General features: G+C 30.7%; 20 protein-coding genes and 1 pseudogene. 4 read left to right on the top strand and 17 right to left on the bottom strand.

Annotated features, from left to right (window positions below; genetic code table 11):
- The 4 genes and pseudogenes from B2741_RS00485 to B2741_RS00470 all read left to right on the top strand — a co-directional run.
- Positions 1-187, top strand: a pseudogene (locus tag B2741_RS00485) (hypothetical protein); the annotation flags it as partial.
- Positions 187-579, top strand: a complete 393-nt coding sequence (locus B2741_RS00480; RefSeq protein WP_291134334.1) for a DUF5675 family protein — start codon at positions 187-189, stop codon at positions 577-579. The pseudogene B2741_RS00485 and the gene B2741_RS00480, both read left to right, overlap by 1 nt.
- 30 nt (positions 580-609) lie before the next feature.
- Entirely contained in the window at positions 610-825 is a 216-nt protein-coding gene (locus B2741_RS00475) for a hypothetical protein (RefSeq protein ID WP_291134331.1), read from the top strand.
- Entirely contained in the window at positions 812-988 is a 177-nt protein-coding gene (locus tag B2741_RS00470; RefSeq protein ID WP_160169123.1) for a hypothetical protein, read from the top strand. The genes B2741_RS00475 and B2741_RS00470 overlap by 14 nt, the downstream gene beginning before the upstream one ends.
- A gap of 69 nt (positions 989-1,057) precedes the next feature.
- Here B2741_RS00470 and B2741_RS00465 read toward each other — a convergent pair whose 3' ends face one another.
- The 17 genes from B2741_RS00465 to B2741_RS00385 all read right to left on the bottom strand — a co-directional run.
- Complete coding sequence (locus tag B2741_RS00465) at positions 1,058-2,191, bottom strand: hypothetical protein (RefSeq protein WP_291134327.1); 1,134 nt, start codon at positions 2,189-2,191, stop codon at positions 1,058-1,060.
- 110 nt (positions 2,192-2,301) lie between these two features.
- A complete protein-coding gene (locus B2741_RS00460; protein ID WP_064715057.1) occupies positions 2,302-2,481 on the bottom strand; it encodes a hypothetical protein in 180 nt (59 codons plus the stop codon).
- 29 nt (positions 2,482-2,510) lie between these two features.
- Positions 2,511-2,933: a DUF6943 family protein gene (locus B2741_RS00455; RefSeq protein WP_291134324.1), complete on the bottom strand. Its 423-nt coding sequence runs from the start codon at positions 2,931-2,933 to the stop codon at positions 2,511-2,513.
- Between the two features lie 1,477 nt (positions 2,934-4,410).
- On the bottom strand, positions 4,411-4,977 hold the full coding sequence (locus tag B2741_RS00450; protein ID WP_291134321.1) for a hypothetical protein: 567 nt from the start codon (positions 4,975-4,977) through the stop codon (positions 4,411-4,413).
- An 80-nt stretch (positions 4,978-5,057) separates the two neighbouring features.
- On the bottom strand, positions 5,058-5,501 hold the full coding sequence (locus tag B2741_RS00445) for a hypothetical protein (RefSeq protein WP_065213563.1): 444 nt from the start codon (positions 5,499-5,501) through the stop codon (positions 5,058-5,060).
- Positions 5,491-5,883, bottom strand: coding sequence for a helix-turn-helix domain-containing protein (locus B2741_RS00440; protein WP_291134306.1), 393 nt, complete (start codon positions 5,881-5,883; stop codon positions 5,491-5,493). The genes B2741_RS00445 and B2741_RS00440 overlap by 11 nt, the downstream gene beginning before the upstream one ends.
- A gap of 12 nt (positions 5,884-5,895) precedes the next feature.
- The gene (locus B2741_RS00435; protein ID WP_169522451.1) at positions 5,896-6,417 is read right to left on the bottom strand and encodes a hypothetical protein; all 522 of its coding nucleotides are present in this window, start codon (positions 6,415-6,417) and stop codon (positions 5,896-5,898) included.
- Between the two features lie 111 nt (positions 6,418-6,528).
- Positions 6,529-7,173, bottom strand: a complete 645-nt coding sequence (locus B2741_RS00430; RefSeq protein WP_291134301.1) for a hypothetical protein — start codon at positions 7,171-7,173, stop codon at positions 6,529-6,531.
- A 20-nt stretch (positions 7,174-7,193) separates the two neighbouring features.
- The gene (locus tag B2741_RS00425) at positions 7,194-8,612 is read right to left on the bottom strand and encodes a hypothetical protein (RefSeq protein ID WP_291134298.1); all 1,419 of its coding nucleotides are present in this window, start codon (positions 8,610-8,612) and stop codon (positions 7,194-7,196) included.
- Positions 8,613-8,627: 15 nt separating this feature from the next.
- Positions 8,628-10,856 carry an AAA family ATPase gene (locus B2741_RS00420; RefSeq protein ID WP_291134294.1) on the bottom strand — a complete coding sequence of 743 codons (2,229 nt, stop codon included), beginning with the start codon at positions 10,854-10,856 and terminating at the stop codon, positions 8,628-8,630.
- A 199-nt stretch (positions 10,857-11,055) separates the two neighbouring features.
- Positions 11,056-11,676, bottom strand: coding sequence for a hypothetical protein (locus B2741_RS00415; RefSeq protein WP_291134291.1), 621 nt, complete (start codon positions 11,674-11,676; stop codon positions 11,056-11,058).
- A gap of 63 nt (positions 11,677-11,739) precedes the next feature.
- Positions 11,740-12,405, bottom strand: coding sequence for a hypothetical protein (locus B2741_RS00410; protein ID WP_064715051.1), 666 nt, complete (start codon positions 12,403-12,405; stop codon positions 11,740-11,742).
- The gene (locus B2741_RS00405) at positions 12,335-13,168 is read right to left on the bottom strand and encodes a transcriptional regulator (RefSeq protein WP_291134287.1); all 834 of its coding nucleotides are present in this window, start codon (positions 13,166-13,168) and stop codon (positions 12,335-12,337) included. Before B2741_RS00405 ends, B2741_RS00410 begins: the two co-directional genes overlap by 71 nt.
- 11 nt (positions 13,169-13,179) lie before the next feature.
- Positions 13,180-13,467 (bottom strand): helix-turn-helix domain-containing protein, encoded by a 288-nt coding sequence (locus B2741_RS00400; protein ID WP_064715049.1) that lies wholly within the window; start codon positions 13,465-13,467, stop codon positions 13,180-13,182.
- A 113-nt stretch (positions 13,468-13,580) separates the two neighbouring features.
- Positions 13,581-14,429 (bottom strand): RteC domain-containing protein, encoded by an 849-nt coding sequence (locus B2741_RS00395; protein ID WP_291134283.1) that lies wholly within the window; start codon positions 14,427-14,429, stop codon positions 13,581-13,583.
- Positions 14,430-14,462: 33 nt separating this feature from the next.
- Positions 14,463-16,733, bottom strand: coding sequence for a multicopper oxidase domain-containing protein (locus B2741_RS00390; protein WP_064715047.1), 2,271 nt, complete (start codon positions 16,731-16,733; stop codon positions 14,463-14,465).
- A 32-nt stretch (positions 16,734-16,765) separates the two neighbouring features.
- On the bottom strand, positions 16,766-17,156 hold a 391-nt coding region (locus B2741_RS00385; protein ID WP_414655291.1), incomplete at its 5' end, for a tetratricopeptide repeat protein.

Here is a 17,156-nt window from a genome sequence, read left to right as displayed (position 1 = left end):
GAAATCGATGGTCAATTTAGACTGGAAGGTGGTGGTCAATTTGACCGTTTTTTCCACTAACTCAACTAAGCCATTGTTTTTGGCTTTAGGTGTTGAGTTCTATCAAGAGATTAATGGGCAAATGTATCCATTGAAAAATGGTGCTTTTAACCCATTGTCTGTAGCGAAAGTTGATAGCGGTGTGTAATGGTTATTTGGTTAACTAGAACTTATTTCCCTGAAGGAACGAATGGTAAACTCGAATGCGAAGGCAAATTGATTTGCAATACAATCGAATTGCCGTGGAAGATGAACGAAACGAAGGTTTCCTGTGTTCCGGAAGGGAAATATTTTATTAGAAAGCGATACAGTGCAAAATACAAATGGCATTTGGAATTGGTGAATGTGCCGAATAGAAAGTTTATTCTTTTTCATCCTGCTAATAATGCTCAAAAAGAATTGCACGGCTGTATTGCTCCTGTTACTAAACTTTCTGGACCTGGTTTAGGTTTGATGTCGAGAAAAGCTTTTACGAAGCTAAAAGCGTTTGTTTACAAAGCTTTGGACAATAAAGAAAGTGTTGAATTAATTATCCAATAGATCCTTTACAGGATGACAAAAAACGTAATTATGAAAAAAATCATTAATAGAGCAAAAGCTCCCACGCCAAAATTTTTCAAAGTGCTTCGAACTGTTGGGTTGGCATTAGCTGCCGTTGGTGGAACTATTTTAGCAGCTCCAATCGCGTTACCTGCCATTATAACTACCATTGGTGGTTATGTTGCAGTAGCCGGAGGAGTTTTGTCAGCTGCAAGTCAGCTTACTACAACTGATGACAGCAAATAACCCCACATTGATGGGAACTGCTGGAGGCACATTTTTAAGTATTGTACCTAATCTTTCCTCTGATGATATTGCCAAAACGGTTATCTTAGCTACTGTTGGAGCTGTTGTAAGTTTTACGATTTCGTTACTGCTTAAAAGCCTAAATAAGAAGCACAAAAAATAAGTTTAGCCCTAGTTGTGGTGACCTTTGGGTTAAACAAAATGAAAGCCAAGTCGCAAGACCTGGCTTTTTTTAATTTTCGTAAATTATATGCATTGAAAGTTTTAATAAAATTAAAATCCTTGCATATATCTCATTACAACTTTCTATATATTCAGTAAAATTAACAACTGTTGTTGTTGAACTAGATTTTCCTGTTATTAAAATAATTTTTTGATTATCCTTATCTATTTTAGAAGATCTATGATGAGTTCCGTTTCTGTAAGCTGGATAATAATAATCTCCTAAATCTTTTAAATTTGGATTATTTAAGAAATTTGCTGTTTTACCAGCTTTATCAATTGTTAAGTAATTACTAAAAGTAAATCCTTGTGAATTAAATGATTTGTAATCATTTCTTTCTTTCAAATTATTTAAAGCTGTTGGTATATGTAAAAGATTTCCATAGACTTCGTAAAAGTTTCCATAAATCATTTCAATCTTCTTCCATGAAATATTTGATGATAATCCAATTGTTGGTTTATTACATTTTTGAGCTAATAAAGTAATCAACAATTCCTCTCTTGCTTCAAAATAATCGAGTAAAGTATCAAAAAGCACTAAAATCATTTCCTCTTCTTCATTGATTAAGAATGTTTTAAATTCATTATAATTTGTACTTGATTTTATGGCTTCAAATTCAGTAAAGAGATTTTCATAAATTTTTTCCCATTTCCCTACGATAAAATCATCAATGCAATTAACAACATCAGATAATATTTTCCTTTTTATAATCTCGTTGTCAGTTTCATTAAATCTTCTCTGAAGTTGATTATATTTTTTATCTTTTAATAGTCTAAAATTAAGTGATAAAATTTGCCATCGTTTAAAATAATAGTCAATACTGTATTGATATTCTTTAAATAAAAATAAATCATCCTCTTTTGTCATAAATTCAATTGAAGGAAAATATTGAGGATCATTAATTCTTCCCTCTTCAATAACAATTTCTGGATGAAGATTTTTAATGATACCGTCGTGCTCTTTATCAATTATTATTAATCCTCCAATTATTGATTTTCTTTTCTCGTCATATCCAATTTCAAGATCAGAAGAACATGTATCACAAAAAAAATTCACTCGCTGTGGGAACTGATTTCCAATATTATATCTTAAAATAAATTTCTCTTCACATGTTTTACATATTGCATATATTCTGTTTATCATAAATTGATTTTTTACAAATATAAGATTTAATATTCTTACGGATTTTCATGATTTTTTTCTATATTTTATTGAATAATTAAGCCAAGTCGCAAGACCTGGCTTTTTTGATTTTAAACTTCTCCAAATTGATTGAGAACGACCTCAACCACTACAACTTCTGAATTATACCAATACAAATCGTTGTATTTTGCATAATCTAATGCTTTTGTTCTGCTATCAAAAGCTCCAAAGAAAACTCTTGATGCTTTTGACTTCCAACTATCCGTTTGAAATAATAAAAATACACTCATAGAATTGATTTTAAAGATTAAAAAATAAATTATCTATTACTGTAACGATGCACGATAACTCTACGCATATCGTTGATTAAATTGATGTTTTCGTTGAATTGTTTTTCTTTTAGTTCAAGAAGTTTTAAAGCTGCAACATGCTTCAAATGTTCTTCGTACTCTTCCATTAAAAGCTTAGATTTTGGAAAAAACTCTCTTTTGAAATCAGGAAGACGCAAAAACGAAATCACAGAGCCAACTAAATGCTGATACCAAAATTTGGATTTCCACAAGCTATAAGCAATCCAGAAAATATTTTCACTGTCAGCTTCACTATCAAAGATTACTACAAAGCTATTTGTGAATGGCTCATTTTGTGGTTTTCCGCTATTCATTCCTTTGTTTAAAACAAAAAAGTGCGGTTTGTTGTAAATTGTGTCCTTCTTGTGGGTTTTAACGATAAAATTCATCATGGCTTCGGATTTAAAAATTAGGTTTTCTTCTAATTTCCTGTTGAGTTTCTGATGAATGCAGATGTGCCTCGCTACGCTCCGCCCATTAAAATTTTTCAAAAGAAAAAAAAGAAAAAAAGAAAGCCATTCGTCCAAGTGGAAGGTTTCAAAAAAGCAAGTTTTTCAGAAAAAATACTACCCGATACGTGATTGAAATCGGCAGCGTCTAATCGGAAGTGAAATGTATTTTGAAACTTTTTGGGTGGAGATTTTTTCTGAAACCCGAAGGGCTTGAACTTGCTTTTTTGAATACCTGGAACTTATCTTTGCTCTCTTTTTTTTATTTTTTGTTTTGATTTCAAATTCTAAACGACATCGTATAATCGGATTTTATTTGAAGGAATGAGTTTTGATTTGAAAAATAGACGTCTTCGGAAAGGGTATCAAATTCTTTGGATGGATGAATTAACCAAGTCATAAAATAAAAAAAGCTATTCATCCGGCCAAAGAATTTGATACTCTTTCTTTTGGTTTTGATTTTTGAGGATGCCTGAAAGTCAGTTGGCAGTCTCAGTGTTCAGTTAGCAGAAAAATGTCTTATGAAAATGTGAAGCATCTTCAAAAAACAATGCATCATACTAACGAGTGCGATGTGGCAGTAGCGCAAGTAAGGGTATCATTTTTTATTTGCTTACTGGGATGTTTCTGATTGCTTTAGTGGAAAAGCTGATGCCTGAAATTCAGTTGACAATCGCAGTGTTCAGTATGCAGCAGATTATCTTAAAAAACGTTATGGCATCAGCTTTTTCGCTGGAGCAATAACTGTGGGGTTTCTGGCAAATAAAAAATGATAGTCTTACTGGGAATTTTGGTTTTGTGGGTAATAAAATGGCTTTTACCATCGGCAAATTTAATAAAATTAAAAGCCATTTTATTACTTACAAAAGCAATGCAAATACTTCCTATTTAACCACAAAGTTGATAAAACAGTTACCGTAAACGTTCTTAAATGCAATGAAAAACGTAATGCTTCCTATGAAATGGCGAACGTTGTTAAAGACAGTGGCGAAGGACGGTGTTTTTTGTAGCTGGGTGATGCGATGGGAGCTGCAAAAAATGTTGTCCTGGAGCCACTGGCAAGCGCGTTGGGTGAGCGGCTTTTTTACATAATGTTATTATAGTGCATCCGAGATTTTGATTAGTAGCAGGATAGTTCTTTATGCACTATAATGCCACATTATGTAAAGAAGCTTTGGAAAAAAAATTACTGGCATGAGTTGCGAAGCGTACGTGTTATTGCACCAATAACCATGACAGTAATTTTTTTTGGAGCGTTGGGAAGGAGTGGCAACTGAAAACCTAAAACGTCAATTTACCACTAAACGAAAAAAATACGTTCTCGCTATTAAAAATGAAATTAGCGAAATGAAGCAAACAAAGAATTGATGCTAGGAATACTTGGACTAGGAGCGATTTTTGTGCAGATGAATGAGATAATTTACTTTAAGCCTAATTTATGACTAGTAATGAGTTTTCCATTAATTATAGAAAAATCAAGATTAGTTGCATTCATTTTGAATAACTTATATGCTTTAGCTTTTGTTAAACGATGTTGTAACGTTTTATTCGTTTCTATTGACAAGACACCTGCATAACCAGTTGTAATTATTATTGGTTTCTTTTTATAATCTTCCAATATGTCACAATTTGAAATTTCAGATTTAATGAGCTTTGCAAGTTCAGAAAATTGTTTTATTTCTGTAGCTGATAATTCATATATATTGTCTTTGACTTTTGAACTTTTAACTTGGATTAGCATGATGTGCCAATATCCATCTCGTCTTGCAATCGAATAGATATCGGCAGGTGTTTGACTACCGGAAGCCAAAAATGATTGATATTTTGGAGTTAATTGTCCAATTTTATTAATAATAAATTTTTCTGCAAAATCTCCAGCTGTTCTATTTGGCATTGGAACACCCAAGCCACCTCTCTCTAATATTAATTTACCTTCATCTCTCCATTTGGTAACAATATGCTTTACGAACTTTTCAAAATTTTTCATTTTCGAATTATTTGATTAAAAAAAATGTCCCAAATATTTACTATAAATGGGACAAAATATACTTTTTGAAGAATAAAAGATTATTCTATCAACTTATTTGGATTGATAACTGGCAATATAAAATTACTTAAAGCTGTACCTTGAAAACGTGTCATTAATATTCCTCTTGATGTTGAATATGTAATTGCAGCTAAAGCATTTCCTAAGGCAGGACTTATTGTAACTGTATTGTCTTCTTCTAATTTGGTTAATTCTTCAATATTATCCACATGAAAAACATAAACAAAACTGAACGCTCCGATTGCTTCTTCGCCATCTTGTTTTTCACTTTTGGTTTCAACATTTACTGAAAAATCAGCTTTAATTAATTTATCTGGAATATTAAAGCCCAATTCAAAGTTTACATTGAAATTGTGACCTTGAACTTTTTCTTCCTCAAAATCGAATGGACTATTAATTTGTCCTTTTATGATCTTAAAATCAACAATTTCAATTTTTTCAGGTTGTAATAAATTAGCTGACATTTGCTAATGCTGTTTTATTATTTGATTTTGATTTTTTCCATGCGCTGGTATATGTTACATCTGTATTTATAGTATTGTTTCTATAGAGTGTTACATATCCAGTTGTTCCCATTGGCTTTCTTTGTGGAACATTAATAATTGGTTCCCCAAGTTCTGCTTCAAGTTTGGCTAAAGAACGTAACGTAAAGTTATGTTCTCCTACCAACCATTTGTTAACCTCGGAAGGTCTTTTTTCTAGCTTATCTGCTAAATCTTTTTGGCTAAATCCTTTTGCTTTTAACAACTGATTTACTCGAACCACGATATCAGCATATAATCTCGCGAAGATTTTTGTTTCTTCCGGTGTTTCTGCTAAAATTCTTTGTGCTACTTTGCTTCTCATTGTTTTGGATTTTTAGAGGATGATTTCATCTGAACCATCATAATTAGTAAGTTTTCTATGTTTTTCATTTACAATTATTGTTCCATCTTGTAAAGCTTCATTAATTCGTTTTGCGAATTCACATGCTGCTCTCCATTCTAAATGCAATGAACTTGTTTGATTTGTTGGACCATCTTTGATACCTCCATTGAAAAGTATAACTATGTTGTTTGTGATTTTTAAGGCGTATAATCTTAATGGAAATTCTGGAAAGTGGTAAGTAATATTTTCGATTGTTCTTTTACCTTGTACAGGTAATCCCTTAACTTCGTTTTCATCTCTATTGAATAATTCATCTATTGCTCCGTGATCATTACCAATTGATAACAATACAAAAGACAACAATTCTTGATTTGCTTCTTTATATTCTGCTATTGCATCATATTTTTCAAAGAATAAATCAGTTTCATTTGTCTCGGCATCATCATATTTTACGGTGTAAAAAGTGCATTTAGCAGCTTCATCATCCCATATTTCTAGAGCAAATATATTCACTTTATTATTAGTTTGCAAACAAAAATACACTTTTAAGTGTATTTTATGATTATTTAATATACTATTTAGTTTATTTTTTCAAATGTAAGAATACTATTTGTTACTTAAAAACTATTTTTTCATTTCTAACTTCAATTCTAAAAGGTCTTCTATTTTGAATACTTCAGCATAATCTTTCATGCTACCAATTTGAATTTTTATTGGTTCAATTTTGTCATTTTCTACATAAAATCGGAATTCTTTTTGGTGTTCAAATTCAAGAGGTTTTTCAAATAATGTTATTTCTCTGGAAACTTCTTCTTTATCATAGTAATCAACAAAACCATGACTGAATTTTAAATTGTTCTTTTTGAGTTCACTTTCTATTTTATTGAAAAAAAGAGGTAGGTTTTTAATCAAAACTCCATGAGTTCCAAAACGTAAATTTCCTTCATCAAACTTAAAATCTAATGGATTAGGAAAACCTTTTGAAGATATTGCATATAAAGAATAAATATTACCCAAAACTTCTTTGTAGCTTTCTTTTAAATGGACTTTGATATAATTAAATTCTCTGTCAATTCCTGGTATTTTGAAAGTGCCTGGTAAAGAATTAATTACTCTTGAAACTCCTTCGTATTTATCGCCTCGCAATTCTTCATCTTCAACTTTGCGGAAATATTCAATTGTATTCATGTAGATTGTTCCATTTTCGAATAAATCAAGAATGTTTTTCTCGCTACCTAATTTTAAGAATAGTTTTATTGTGTGTTTCATTTTTGAAATTACGATTTAATTTAATTTTTCTCAATTGGATAAAAATACATTTGAAACCAACCATTTAACCTTTTGATATTAATTTGACCAATACTAGTTTCCCAAATTCGCCCTGACCAATCTTCATTACTATTTATTTCACCTACTTCAAAATATGATTTTCCATTTATATCTGAACCTAATTTATCTGCAAATAACTTTAGCATTGCTTCAATTTCACGTTGACTAATAATATAGCTCCTTGATGGATTTTCTTTTCCCAGAATAAACAAAGCATCATTTACCTCTGAATTTGGGATTAGAATTTTATTAAAGAAATTAAAAAAATACTGATTTGTATAATTTACCCAGCCAAAACTTTCTCCACTTTCATATTTTTGTTCTTGAAAATTTTCAATTCTTTTTAATTCTTCATTTATACTTATAAAGTGATCATCAAAACTTTTTGCACTAAGAAATAAGTTATAATATTGAATGAACTCCCTTGGCTTTACAACAATGGTATAAATCCCTAGTTTTTGAAATACTGCTTTTGCTTTGTGATAATTTTTGTCGTCATTGGTAATATAAAATTCGCATCTTGATGCAAATGCAGAATGAGAGGCATCTTCAGTTGTATTCTTAAAAGTGTTTTTCTCTTTGTCAGTGACTTTTACTTTGTCAGCTTTGAAGCCATGCAAATCTAACTTAACATACTCATTAGTAATATCGTTAAACCATTCTGGAGCATTTTTAGTTTTATCAAAATATTGATCAACATTAAAATTGTCTATTCCTGTTTTCTTGTAAGCATTATCAATAATTTCAAAAGGGTTTTTATTTTCGTTGAAATGTCCACTGTTTACTCCAATTTGTTGAACCATATTTCTTAAATCTTTGTAGTCTTCTGTTTCATTCATATTGTGAAACATTTGACCAAAACTTTTGAAGAAACCATTCATTGTTTGATCTTCTTTTAATCCTGGAAACATTTTGTTCAGCATTGCTGCACTTTCAGGGTTTTCAAAAGCTTCTTTAAATGCAATGTCTAATGGTATTGAAGAAATCATATTTTTCATAGAATTTACTAATCCAAACATTGGATCATTCTCTTCAACGGAACTAAACAAACTATCAAGGCTGAAATTTTGAAACATCGGTGCTTCTCTAATTCTATCATCCAGTAATTCTCCTGGTTCATATTTACTTAAAGTAACTTCTTTTGAATTATTGACCAAACATAAGTCATTGGTTAAATGGGTTATATAATCTAAATCTTCTCGAATTAACCTTTGTTCTTCTTCGCTATGATTTTTGATACTTGCGAAAATATCCCCAATATGCGATGTAGAATATACTAGTAAAAATTTATCCTTGTTTAAAATTAGATTACTCAATTCAGGAAAATAATTATTCTTCATTCCTGACATAACATTCCAATCTAAATAAACTTTAATCATAATTTATTGTTTTTACTAAACTATTTCTTCTTCAGTATTTATTAATTCACTTATTCCCATCATCATATTAAAATGTCCTTCGTGGTTTGTTAGAACGAAAATGTCTTTAAAAACTTTTTTATAATTTTCAATAGTTCTATCTTGTAATTCAACGAATAAATCATCATTGATACTATGTGAGCCATCATTTATCCAACTAATTAATGATGAACATATTTCTTGTTCTTCTTTAGTAGTAAACTTTTGTATTAAATCATCATCGCCATATTTCCCAAAAAGTTTAAAGTAGTTTTCAATTATTCTTCTCATAATATTTTGAACAGTAATACTGGATTTTACATTTTCATTTTTTAATTCTTGCCACAATAATTCATAAGATGATTTTATCGGGTTTTCCATATTGAAAAATTGAATATTCGTAAATTTTTCGTTTTTTCTTAATATCCAAAAATTTGTTTTTGCACAAAACTTAGTTCTTCCGTCAATGAAAGATACTTCTTTATGAAAATAGACATTATGAGTTAAAAGAATAATTTGTTTGATGTTTCCTGTTTCTGATTTAATACTTTTAATAATATCTTTTATAAGCGTACTAACAACAAATAATACATTGCTGTCTAAACTTGAAATTGGATCATCAATAACTAAAATTCTTTCATCATTCACAGTTTCTTCAGAACTTCCTCCTTTAGCTAATTGCAAATAATACAGAAAAGTAATAAATGTAATTTCACCTTCGCTTAATGTTGCTTCGGCAATTGTACCGTCTTCTCTCTGAATTTGATAAAACCCATCTTCTGATGATGGTACAATTTCAAAACTTAAAAAGCCATAAGACTTTAAAAGTCGATTAATTTCATTAATAGTTGGCTGGATACTGGTTACATTCTTGCTTAAATTTTTAATTTCAATATCTAAATCACTATATTCTTTTAATTTAGCAGTTAATTGACTTTGAAGAGCAGTATTTCCAGTTTGTAAACCATTATTCTCTGCATTAAATTTTACAATATCAGTTTTGAATTCTTCAATTATGTATTTCCAAATCGATTGAATTAAGCTTGTTTTTTCCGTAGCAAAATTTGCTACAATATCATTGTGTTTTGTAATTTCTGTATTAGCATTTACAATTAAATCTGAAATTAAATCTAATTGTTCCTTTACTGAAATTAATTCAATACTTCTGCTGGGTTCTTTTGTTTTATTATTTAGATATTCGCTGTTTGCAGTATTCTGTCCAATTAATGTTTTTAAATAAGCGGAAAATCTATCAATATTTAATTTTGTATCAGGAAATGATTTTTGATTGGTTTCAAGATTGTTCAATTCATTTACAAAGTTGTTCATCAAAGAATTATATTCTTCTTTTAACGTTTTTATTGTATTCAAATCATTTAAATAAGTTTCGTCAAAATAATCTTCTAATTGTTTTTTGAAATCTTCTGAAATTGTTTCTTGTTGACAAAACGGACAAGTAGTATTATCTTCTTGGATATAATTTCTACCTTGATTTACCCAATCGTTAATATTCAATTTTTGGATAAGCTTTGCAATATCAACATCTGCTTTACCAACAATTACTTTTTTCCAAATTGGATTGTTTTCTATTTCGATAATTCTATCAAATTCTATTACATTTATTAGCGTTATACTTTGAGGAACTTTTCCAAAAATGGTCTTAGCTTTTTCAGTTATTTCATCAAATGACAACAATGCTTTTGTATTACTGCTAAATTCAGATAGTAATTTATTTTTAAAACTTTCTTTCTGTAAAGAACCTGTAAATGCTTCTTTAAAAGTAGTTTCATATTTTTTATAGATTTTTGTCCAAGTAACTTCTTTAAAATCATTTTCTAATTTTTCTTTTTTAAGAATTTGAGTATTCAAAGTTTCTCTTTTTTTTGCACCATCAGCTTTTATTACTTTTAATGCTTCTACCTTTTCATTTATAGCAGTGATTTGTTCTGTAGTTGCTTCACCAAGAGTAAATACACCTCCAATTTTTCCACTACCAAAATTACGTAGCCTAAATTCCTTATTATAAACAAGAGTTTTTAATTCTTGACCGTTTTTCCAATCTATTGAACAATTATCAAAATTTGTTTTGTCATGTAGAAAATTTGATATTGTAGTTTTCCCGCAACCATTTGCACCATAAATAAAATTTACTTTTTTCAAATTTGTAATTTTAATACCAGTTTCATCATATGATGCTACTTTTTTTACCTCTATCTTCTCTATCATTAGTAAATTTTTTATTAATCTACTAAAATATAAAATAATTCCTAATGATTTGTTTTGATGCAATTTGACTTATTAACCGAGTTATCAATTTTTTTTTCAGAAATTGATATTTCATTTGCGATTTACTACAGATTGTGTAGTGTTTTGCAAACAAAATATTAGTTAAGTTTTGGCAGTAAATGAGAATTATTGCCAAAACTTAACTTTTCATTTCAATGTCGATGTAAGATTTTAGATTATACAATTCGATTTGGTTTTCATCGTCGCCTTCTAATTGTCCAATCTCAATAAAAGCAATATCATTAGCAAATGCTTTTTCTCCAATTAAATACTCGATGTGAACATAAACAGCTTCGCGAAGTCTTGAGTTTTCTTTATGGATAATGTAGTTTTTGAGTAACACTTTTATACCTAAATCGGTTGGTTTGTTTGGCTTTTCTAATGGGATGAAATACATTTCGCTTATTCGCAAAGTGATGCCGTAATATTCTAGTGGTTTGTCGGTGCCAATTTCGTATTTGGTTAGGTTGGTTTCGGGTTGGAGGAATGCAGTTATTTTCCAACGTTCTACAATTGGTGCATGATGGACTAGTAACTCTACTTCTTTGAAAAGATAAGGATTTCCGTTTGCTGTAATGATTATCTCTGCACCGTTTTTTTTGTTTTTAATGATGAGGTCTAGGTTTTTGTTGTATTGATGTAGTATCTCGATTAGTTTGTCGAAATGGATTTTTAGTTGGTCTTTTGGTATTTCGTTTAGAAGAAGGAAAACGAAGTTGTTTTGTTGGAAGTAGTTCCAGAAGTTGGTTATTGTGTTCATATTGTTTCTTGTTATTGGAACGCGGATGAAACAGATGCTTCGCAACGCGGATTTATACGGATTTTATCTTTTGTCTTGAGCTGATTTTTCAAATGCTATTAAATTTACCATCTCTCGTAATCGTGAGCGAACTCGATTGCCGTAATGTTTTTCAATTTCTGTGGCTGATAGGTTGGTGGTTATGTGAGTAAATAGTTTTTTTGAAATGAATAGATCATATCTGCTCAATAGAATTTCTGCCATGACATTGCATTCGTTACCAAAATATTTTAAGTTGTTTTCTGTTCCTAAATCGTCAAAGCAATAGGTTCTTGGTTCTGATTGGTATAGTTTGCCATTGCTGTATTTGTGGATTATTTGGTAGCCGTCCTGGATGAATTCAAAGCTGATATCGCGACATGGTTTTACGAAAAACTTATGTTCTGTTGCTGTTAGGTATTTCATTAAATTCATCAATGATGTTTTACCGCAGCCGATTGGTCCGGTTAGTAGAATTCCTTTGTTGAGGTTTATTCCATATTGAAAACATGTTGGTTCGTCTTTTAAGAAATACGCGATTAGTTTGTACACAATTGGATAATCGGTTTCAATGATTTTGAAATGATTGCCATATAGTTCAACTCCTTTATTTTCTAACCAAGTAATGACCTCATCATAGCTATAATGGCTCTGAATAGTCTTTGTTGGTTGTTGTGTTGAGTTGTTTTGCTCTGTTTGGTTGTTCTGCATTTGAAATAAATTTTGGTGCGTTAATCATCCAATTTTGTGCTGCTGCTTGCCAATCGACCATTGGTGTTTTACCTCCGACTAACCAACCGACACTTTTGAAATAGTTGAAGAATTTTTGAGCTTCTTGTTCCGGAAAGTTATTTTCTTGGAAATAGATTTTGACTTCTTCGATTGTTGGCTGTGACTTTTCTTCTTTTTCTTTTTTTGCGGAACTTTTTTCTTTTTCTTCATCATCGTTTTTTAAATCCAAATTATTTATTTCTACAAAATTTTTTGAGTGCTTTTCCAAGTTTGAAACGTTTTTATCGTTTAAAATGTTTGTATTGTTTATATAGTTTATAGAAGGTACTACTGCTTGTTCAGTACCTGTTTCACTACTAGTACAAGACTTGTTCAAAGCTTGTTCAGAAACAAGTTCAATAAGTGGTTCATTTTTTGGTTTTCTTTCGGATTTTGGCAGCGGTTTTAAATCTTCTGAAAAGTTGAATAAAATGACATGACTTCCTTTGAATGGATTGTATGATGGTTCGTAATTGATATAACCCAAACTATGCAAGTTCTTCAGACATTTATGATAGGTTGCTTTGGAACTTATTTTACTTATTCGCATTACCTCATCGCGATTAATACTGATTGGATTTTTGAAACGATTGCAATTCCAAAATTGAAACAATGCAATGTATAAACTTACGTGTGTTGGATTTAGCGTTTTATCAATGGCTACTTTTTCGAAGAAACCAGTTAAGTGTTTGATATAATTCATAATTGCTAAAATTATTTGAACAGAGTAGGTAAAGCATTTACCTTATTTCCATTTAATAACTTATCAATATCTGAATTGTCATAATACATTATGCCACCTATTTTGGTGTAGGTGAGTGTTCCGTTGATGCGGAGATTTTGCAAAGTACCTGGAGAAATGTTTAACAGTTTACGGACTTCATTGGATTTGAGCCACTGTTTTGTTTGTTGCGGTTTGGATTGAATGATTTCTTTTAAATCGTTCAAAAGAAGACTTCTGAATTCGTTTAAGTCTTCGCGTGTAATAACTTCGATTGCCATAACGTATGTTTTAGATTGTTATGGCACAAATTTGTAGTTTTTGAATAGTTTTAAATCACAAGTCAATCACAAGTTGTGATAGATTTTTATACAAAGTGTTGTATTTATTGGTCTTAAAGTAAGTCGTCTGTGTTTTCCATCCGTTTTACTAATTTTTCTTTTAATGCGTTTAGGAATTTGGTTTGGTCAGATTTTCGCATTCTAATTTCAAGGAAAGCCCTGTGATACTGACCTAAATCGATGTTGAATATGTTTTCAAAATACTCCGCAATATCTTTCAAATCGGATGCTCCATTATTAAACACACCTTCGGTATGCAAAGCATACAAAAGCTCTATTAATGCGACTTTAGAACCTGTCCAAGTTTGCTTTACCTTCGGGTTGACTTGTGATTTTTCCTTTGTGTCTTTATTTTCCATCATCAACAATTTATCTTCGAGATAAACTTGGATTAAATCGTGCGCTAAAATCTTTGCTACTTTAAAATCGTGAGAGGTTGAAAATGTATGATCTGCTTCAAAATAAAAACTATCTAAAGCTAATTTTACATCGATTTTTCCTCGTAAAAAATATTTGTGATCTAAATAGCTGCTTCCTGTTCTGTAATATCTGTAGAAGTCTAAGTTACCATCAAAATATCTTTTAAGTTTATCTAATTCGTTATTAAGGTATCTTTTGATAATTCTTTCACCACCATGCGGTTTCTTCGTTTCAATTTTGAATATAACGTTATAATAAATTAGTTTTGACGTAAATTTTGGCTTTACATTTTTAAAGAACTCTATTTCTTGTTGACTTGATTTATTTTTCTCTTTTTCAAATAATACTTTTAATTTTTGAAGTGATTTCAAAATAATATCTATAGCACTTTCACAACGCTTGATTGGGTCGTCTATTTCTAAATCAGTAAAATTTAACTGTTCGTTTAAATCTGTTAATAATTGGTTGATTTTTGGGTTCAATTTCTTTGGTATTAATTTTTGATTGAAACTTTTTTAATAATTTAAACTAATACCTAACCCAAATCCCATATCACTATCGTAATGTGTTCTTAAACTTATATTTCTTTTTAAAATGTAACGTGCATCTAGCATAAATTCTGTATCGGTGTTTACCATAAACCCCATTCTTAAGCGTTTTGAAATTGGAATATCCTCTCTCATTAACTGTAATCTTATGTTTCCATCCTGAAATACTTCTGCTTGAGCAATTACTAACATTGGTAATGTGTAATTAACCCCGGCACTTAGAACGGCTCTTTTATCTTTGGTATTTTCTTGTCCAAAAATGTTTTTTTCTATCATTCCATCCATATTCCTGTAACGCCAATCGAAACCAATAAAAGGCATCAACCACTGCATTTTTCCTATGTATCTGCCTAAATGAAATTCGGCTTCATAACCATGCATATCATTGTATCCTAGTCGCCATTCTGCACCTAAACTCCAACGTGTATTTTGGATCATTGCCATACCATCATTTCCATTAGTAGCAAAATCATTTTCTGCCATGAAATGAAAAGCTCTATCATCGGCAAATAATTTTCTTTGTGCTACTTTTGGATTTGGAATTAGCGGATTTGGCGTTTGGTTTTCATAGGTGAATACTCTTCCCATTCCTGCCATCATGTGATACAAAATATGACAATGAAAAAACCAATCTCCTTCAACATTGGCATTGAATTCAATTATGTTGGTTTCCATAGGCATTAAGTCCATTACATTTTTTAATGGTGCATATTCCTCTTGACCATTTAATATTCTGAAATCATGTCCATGTAAGTGCATTGGATGACGCATCATGGAACCATTGTAAAGTGTAATTCTAATGTTTTCTCCTTTTTTTATTAGGATTTTATCTGTTTCAGAAACTACTTTATTGTCTAAACTCCAAACATATCGGTTCATGTTACCTGTTAGTTCAAAACGAAGTTCTTTTACTGGGGCATCTTTGGGTAAAGTTGTTTTATCGGTCGCTTTCAACATGGCATAATTGAGTGTTGTAATTGTAGATAACGCATTGGCATTGTACTGATTTTGATTGTGATTGGAATGATCGGTACTCGTTTCCATATCGCTCATAGTACCCTTATGTTTTGCGCTTACTGCACCAGTTATTTCTGGGTACATTACTACATTCATATCCATTTGATTTAAGGACATACTCATTCCCATATCATCTAAATCCCCATTCATTTTCATCATTCCGTTCATCATTTTCATTCCCTCAAAATATTTTAATTTTGGCAACGGAGCAATCAATTGTTTGATGCCATTTCCAATGTATAATGAAGTAGATTTTGTGCGGTCTTCTGGAGTTGCTAAAAATTCATAAGAAGTATTACTTGCAGGAATTGTAACTATAATGTCATAAGTCTCGGATACTGCTATCAATAATCTATCTACTTCAACAGGTTCTACATCGTTACCATCACTAGCTACAACTGTTATTTTTCCTCCAGCATAAGTTAACCAAAAGTATGATGAAGCTCCACCATTTGCCACACGCAAACGAACTTTATCTCCACTTTTAAACTGTGATAACTGACTTTCATTTTTACCATTAATCAGAAACTTATCATAATATACATCGCTCACATCCATAGCATTCATTCGTTTCCATTCATTGGCTATTTTTGTTTTGAAATGACCTTGTTTTATGGCTTCAGCATAACTTTGTGTTGTTCCTTTTTTAATTGCAAACCAATCGGTTGCATTGTGTAACATTCTGTGAACGTTCTCGGGTTTTAAATCGGTCCATTCACTTAAAATAATAGGCACAGTTGGTAAATCATCTATACCTTTTCGGAATGTTTTGTCATTTTGTTTTTTGTTCATAATGAACATACCATACATACCAATTTGTTCCTGTAATCCTGAATGACTGTGGTACCAATGAGTTCCGCTTTGAATTATTGGAAACGAATATTTGTGAGTAGTTCCCGGTTCTATTGGCATTTGTGTAAGGTTTGGGACACCATCTTCTTTATTAGGTAAAAATAGTCCGTGCCAATGCAATGAAGTGCTTTCTTTTAATTCGTTATGTACATAAATTTCAGCAATATCACCTTCTGTAAATGTTAATGTTGGCATAGGAATTTGACCATTTACTGCAATTGCTCTTTTTTCTTTTCCAGAATAGTTTACGATGGTATCACGAACATATAAATCGTAACGAACTATGTTTTGCGAAAACAGCGTTTGTGTTGCCAAAACGAAGATTACGATTGGTAACAGTTTTTTTGAAAGAATGTTTTGTATATCCATTATAGTAATTGTATTATTTTAATTTTACACTATTATTTTTTTAACAAGATTTCCCAATCTGAAATTTTATTGTTCAAACTATCAATAGTTTTTTTCATTTTCTCCTTATCAGCAATTGAAATGGCTCGCTTTGCAGCTTCAATTGCAATAGTGTAATCTTTGTTTTCAGAAGCTAATTTTTGTCTTAGATTAGGATAATAGAAATTTTTAGGATTTAATTTTTCCGCTTCTAAGAGCCATATTATTGCTTGTTTATAATCTCTATTTGTACTAAAATAATAATTAGCTGCCTGAAATAATAGGGTGTCGTCTTGCGTTTTCCCTTTAATGATATGTTGCTCTATCAATGCTAATATAGTATCATCTTCTATGCTCTTTACCGGTATTTTAACCATTGTGTTTTCCCAAAGTATTTTTAGAAAT

Source organism: Flavobacterium sp. UBA7663 (assembly GCF_002483315.1).
GTDB lineage: Bacteria > Bacteroidota > Bacteroidia > Flavobacteriales > Flavobacteriaceae > Flavobacterium.
Note: the sequence above shows the minus strand (reverse complement) of the source record. Positions and strands in the feature narration are given on the sequence as shown.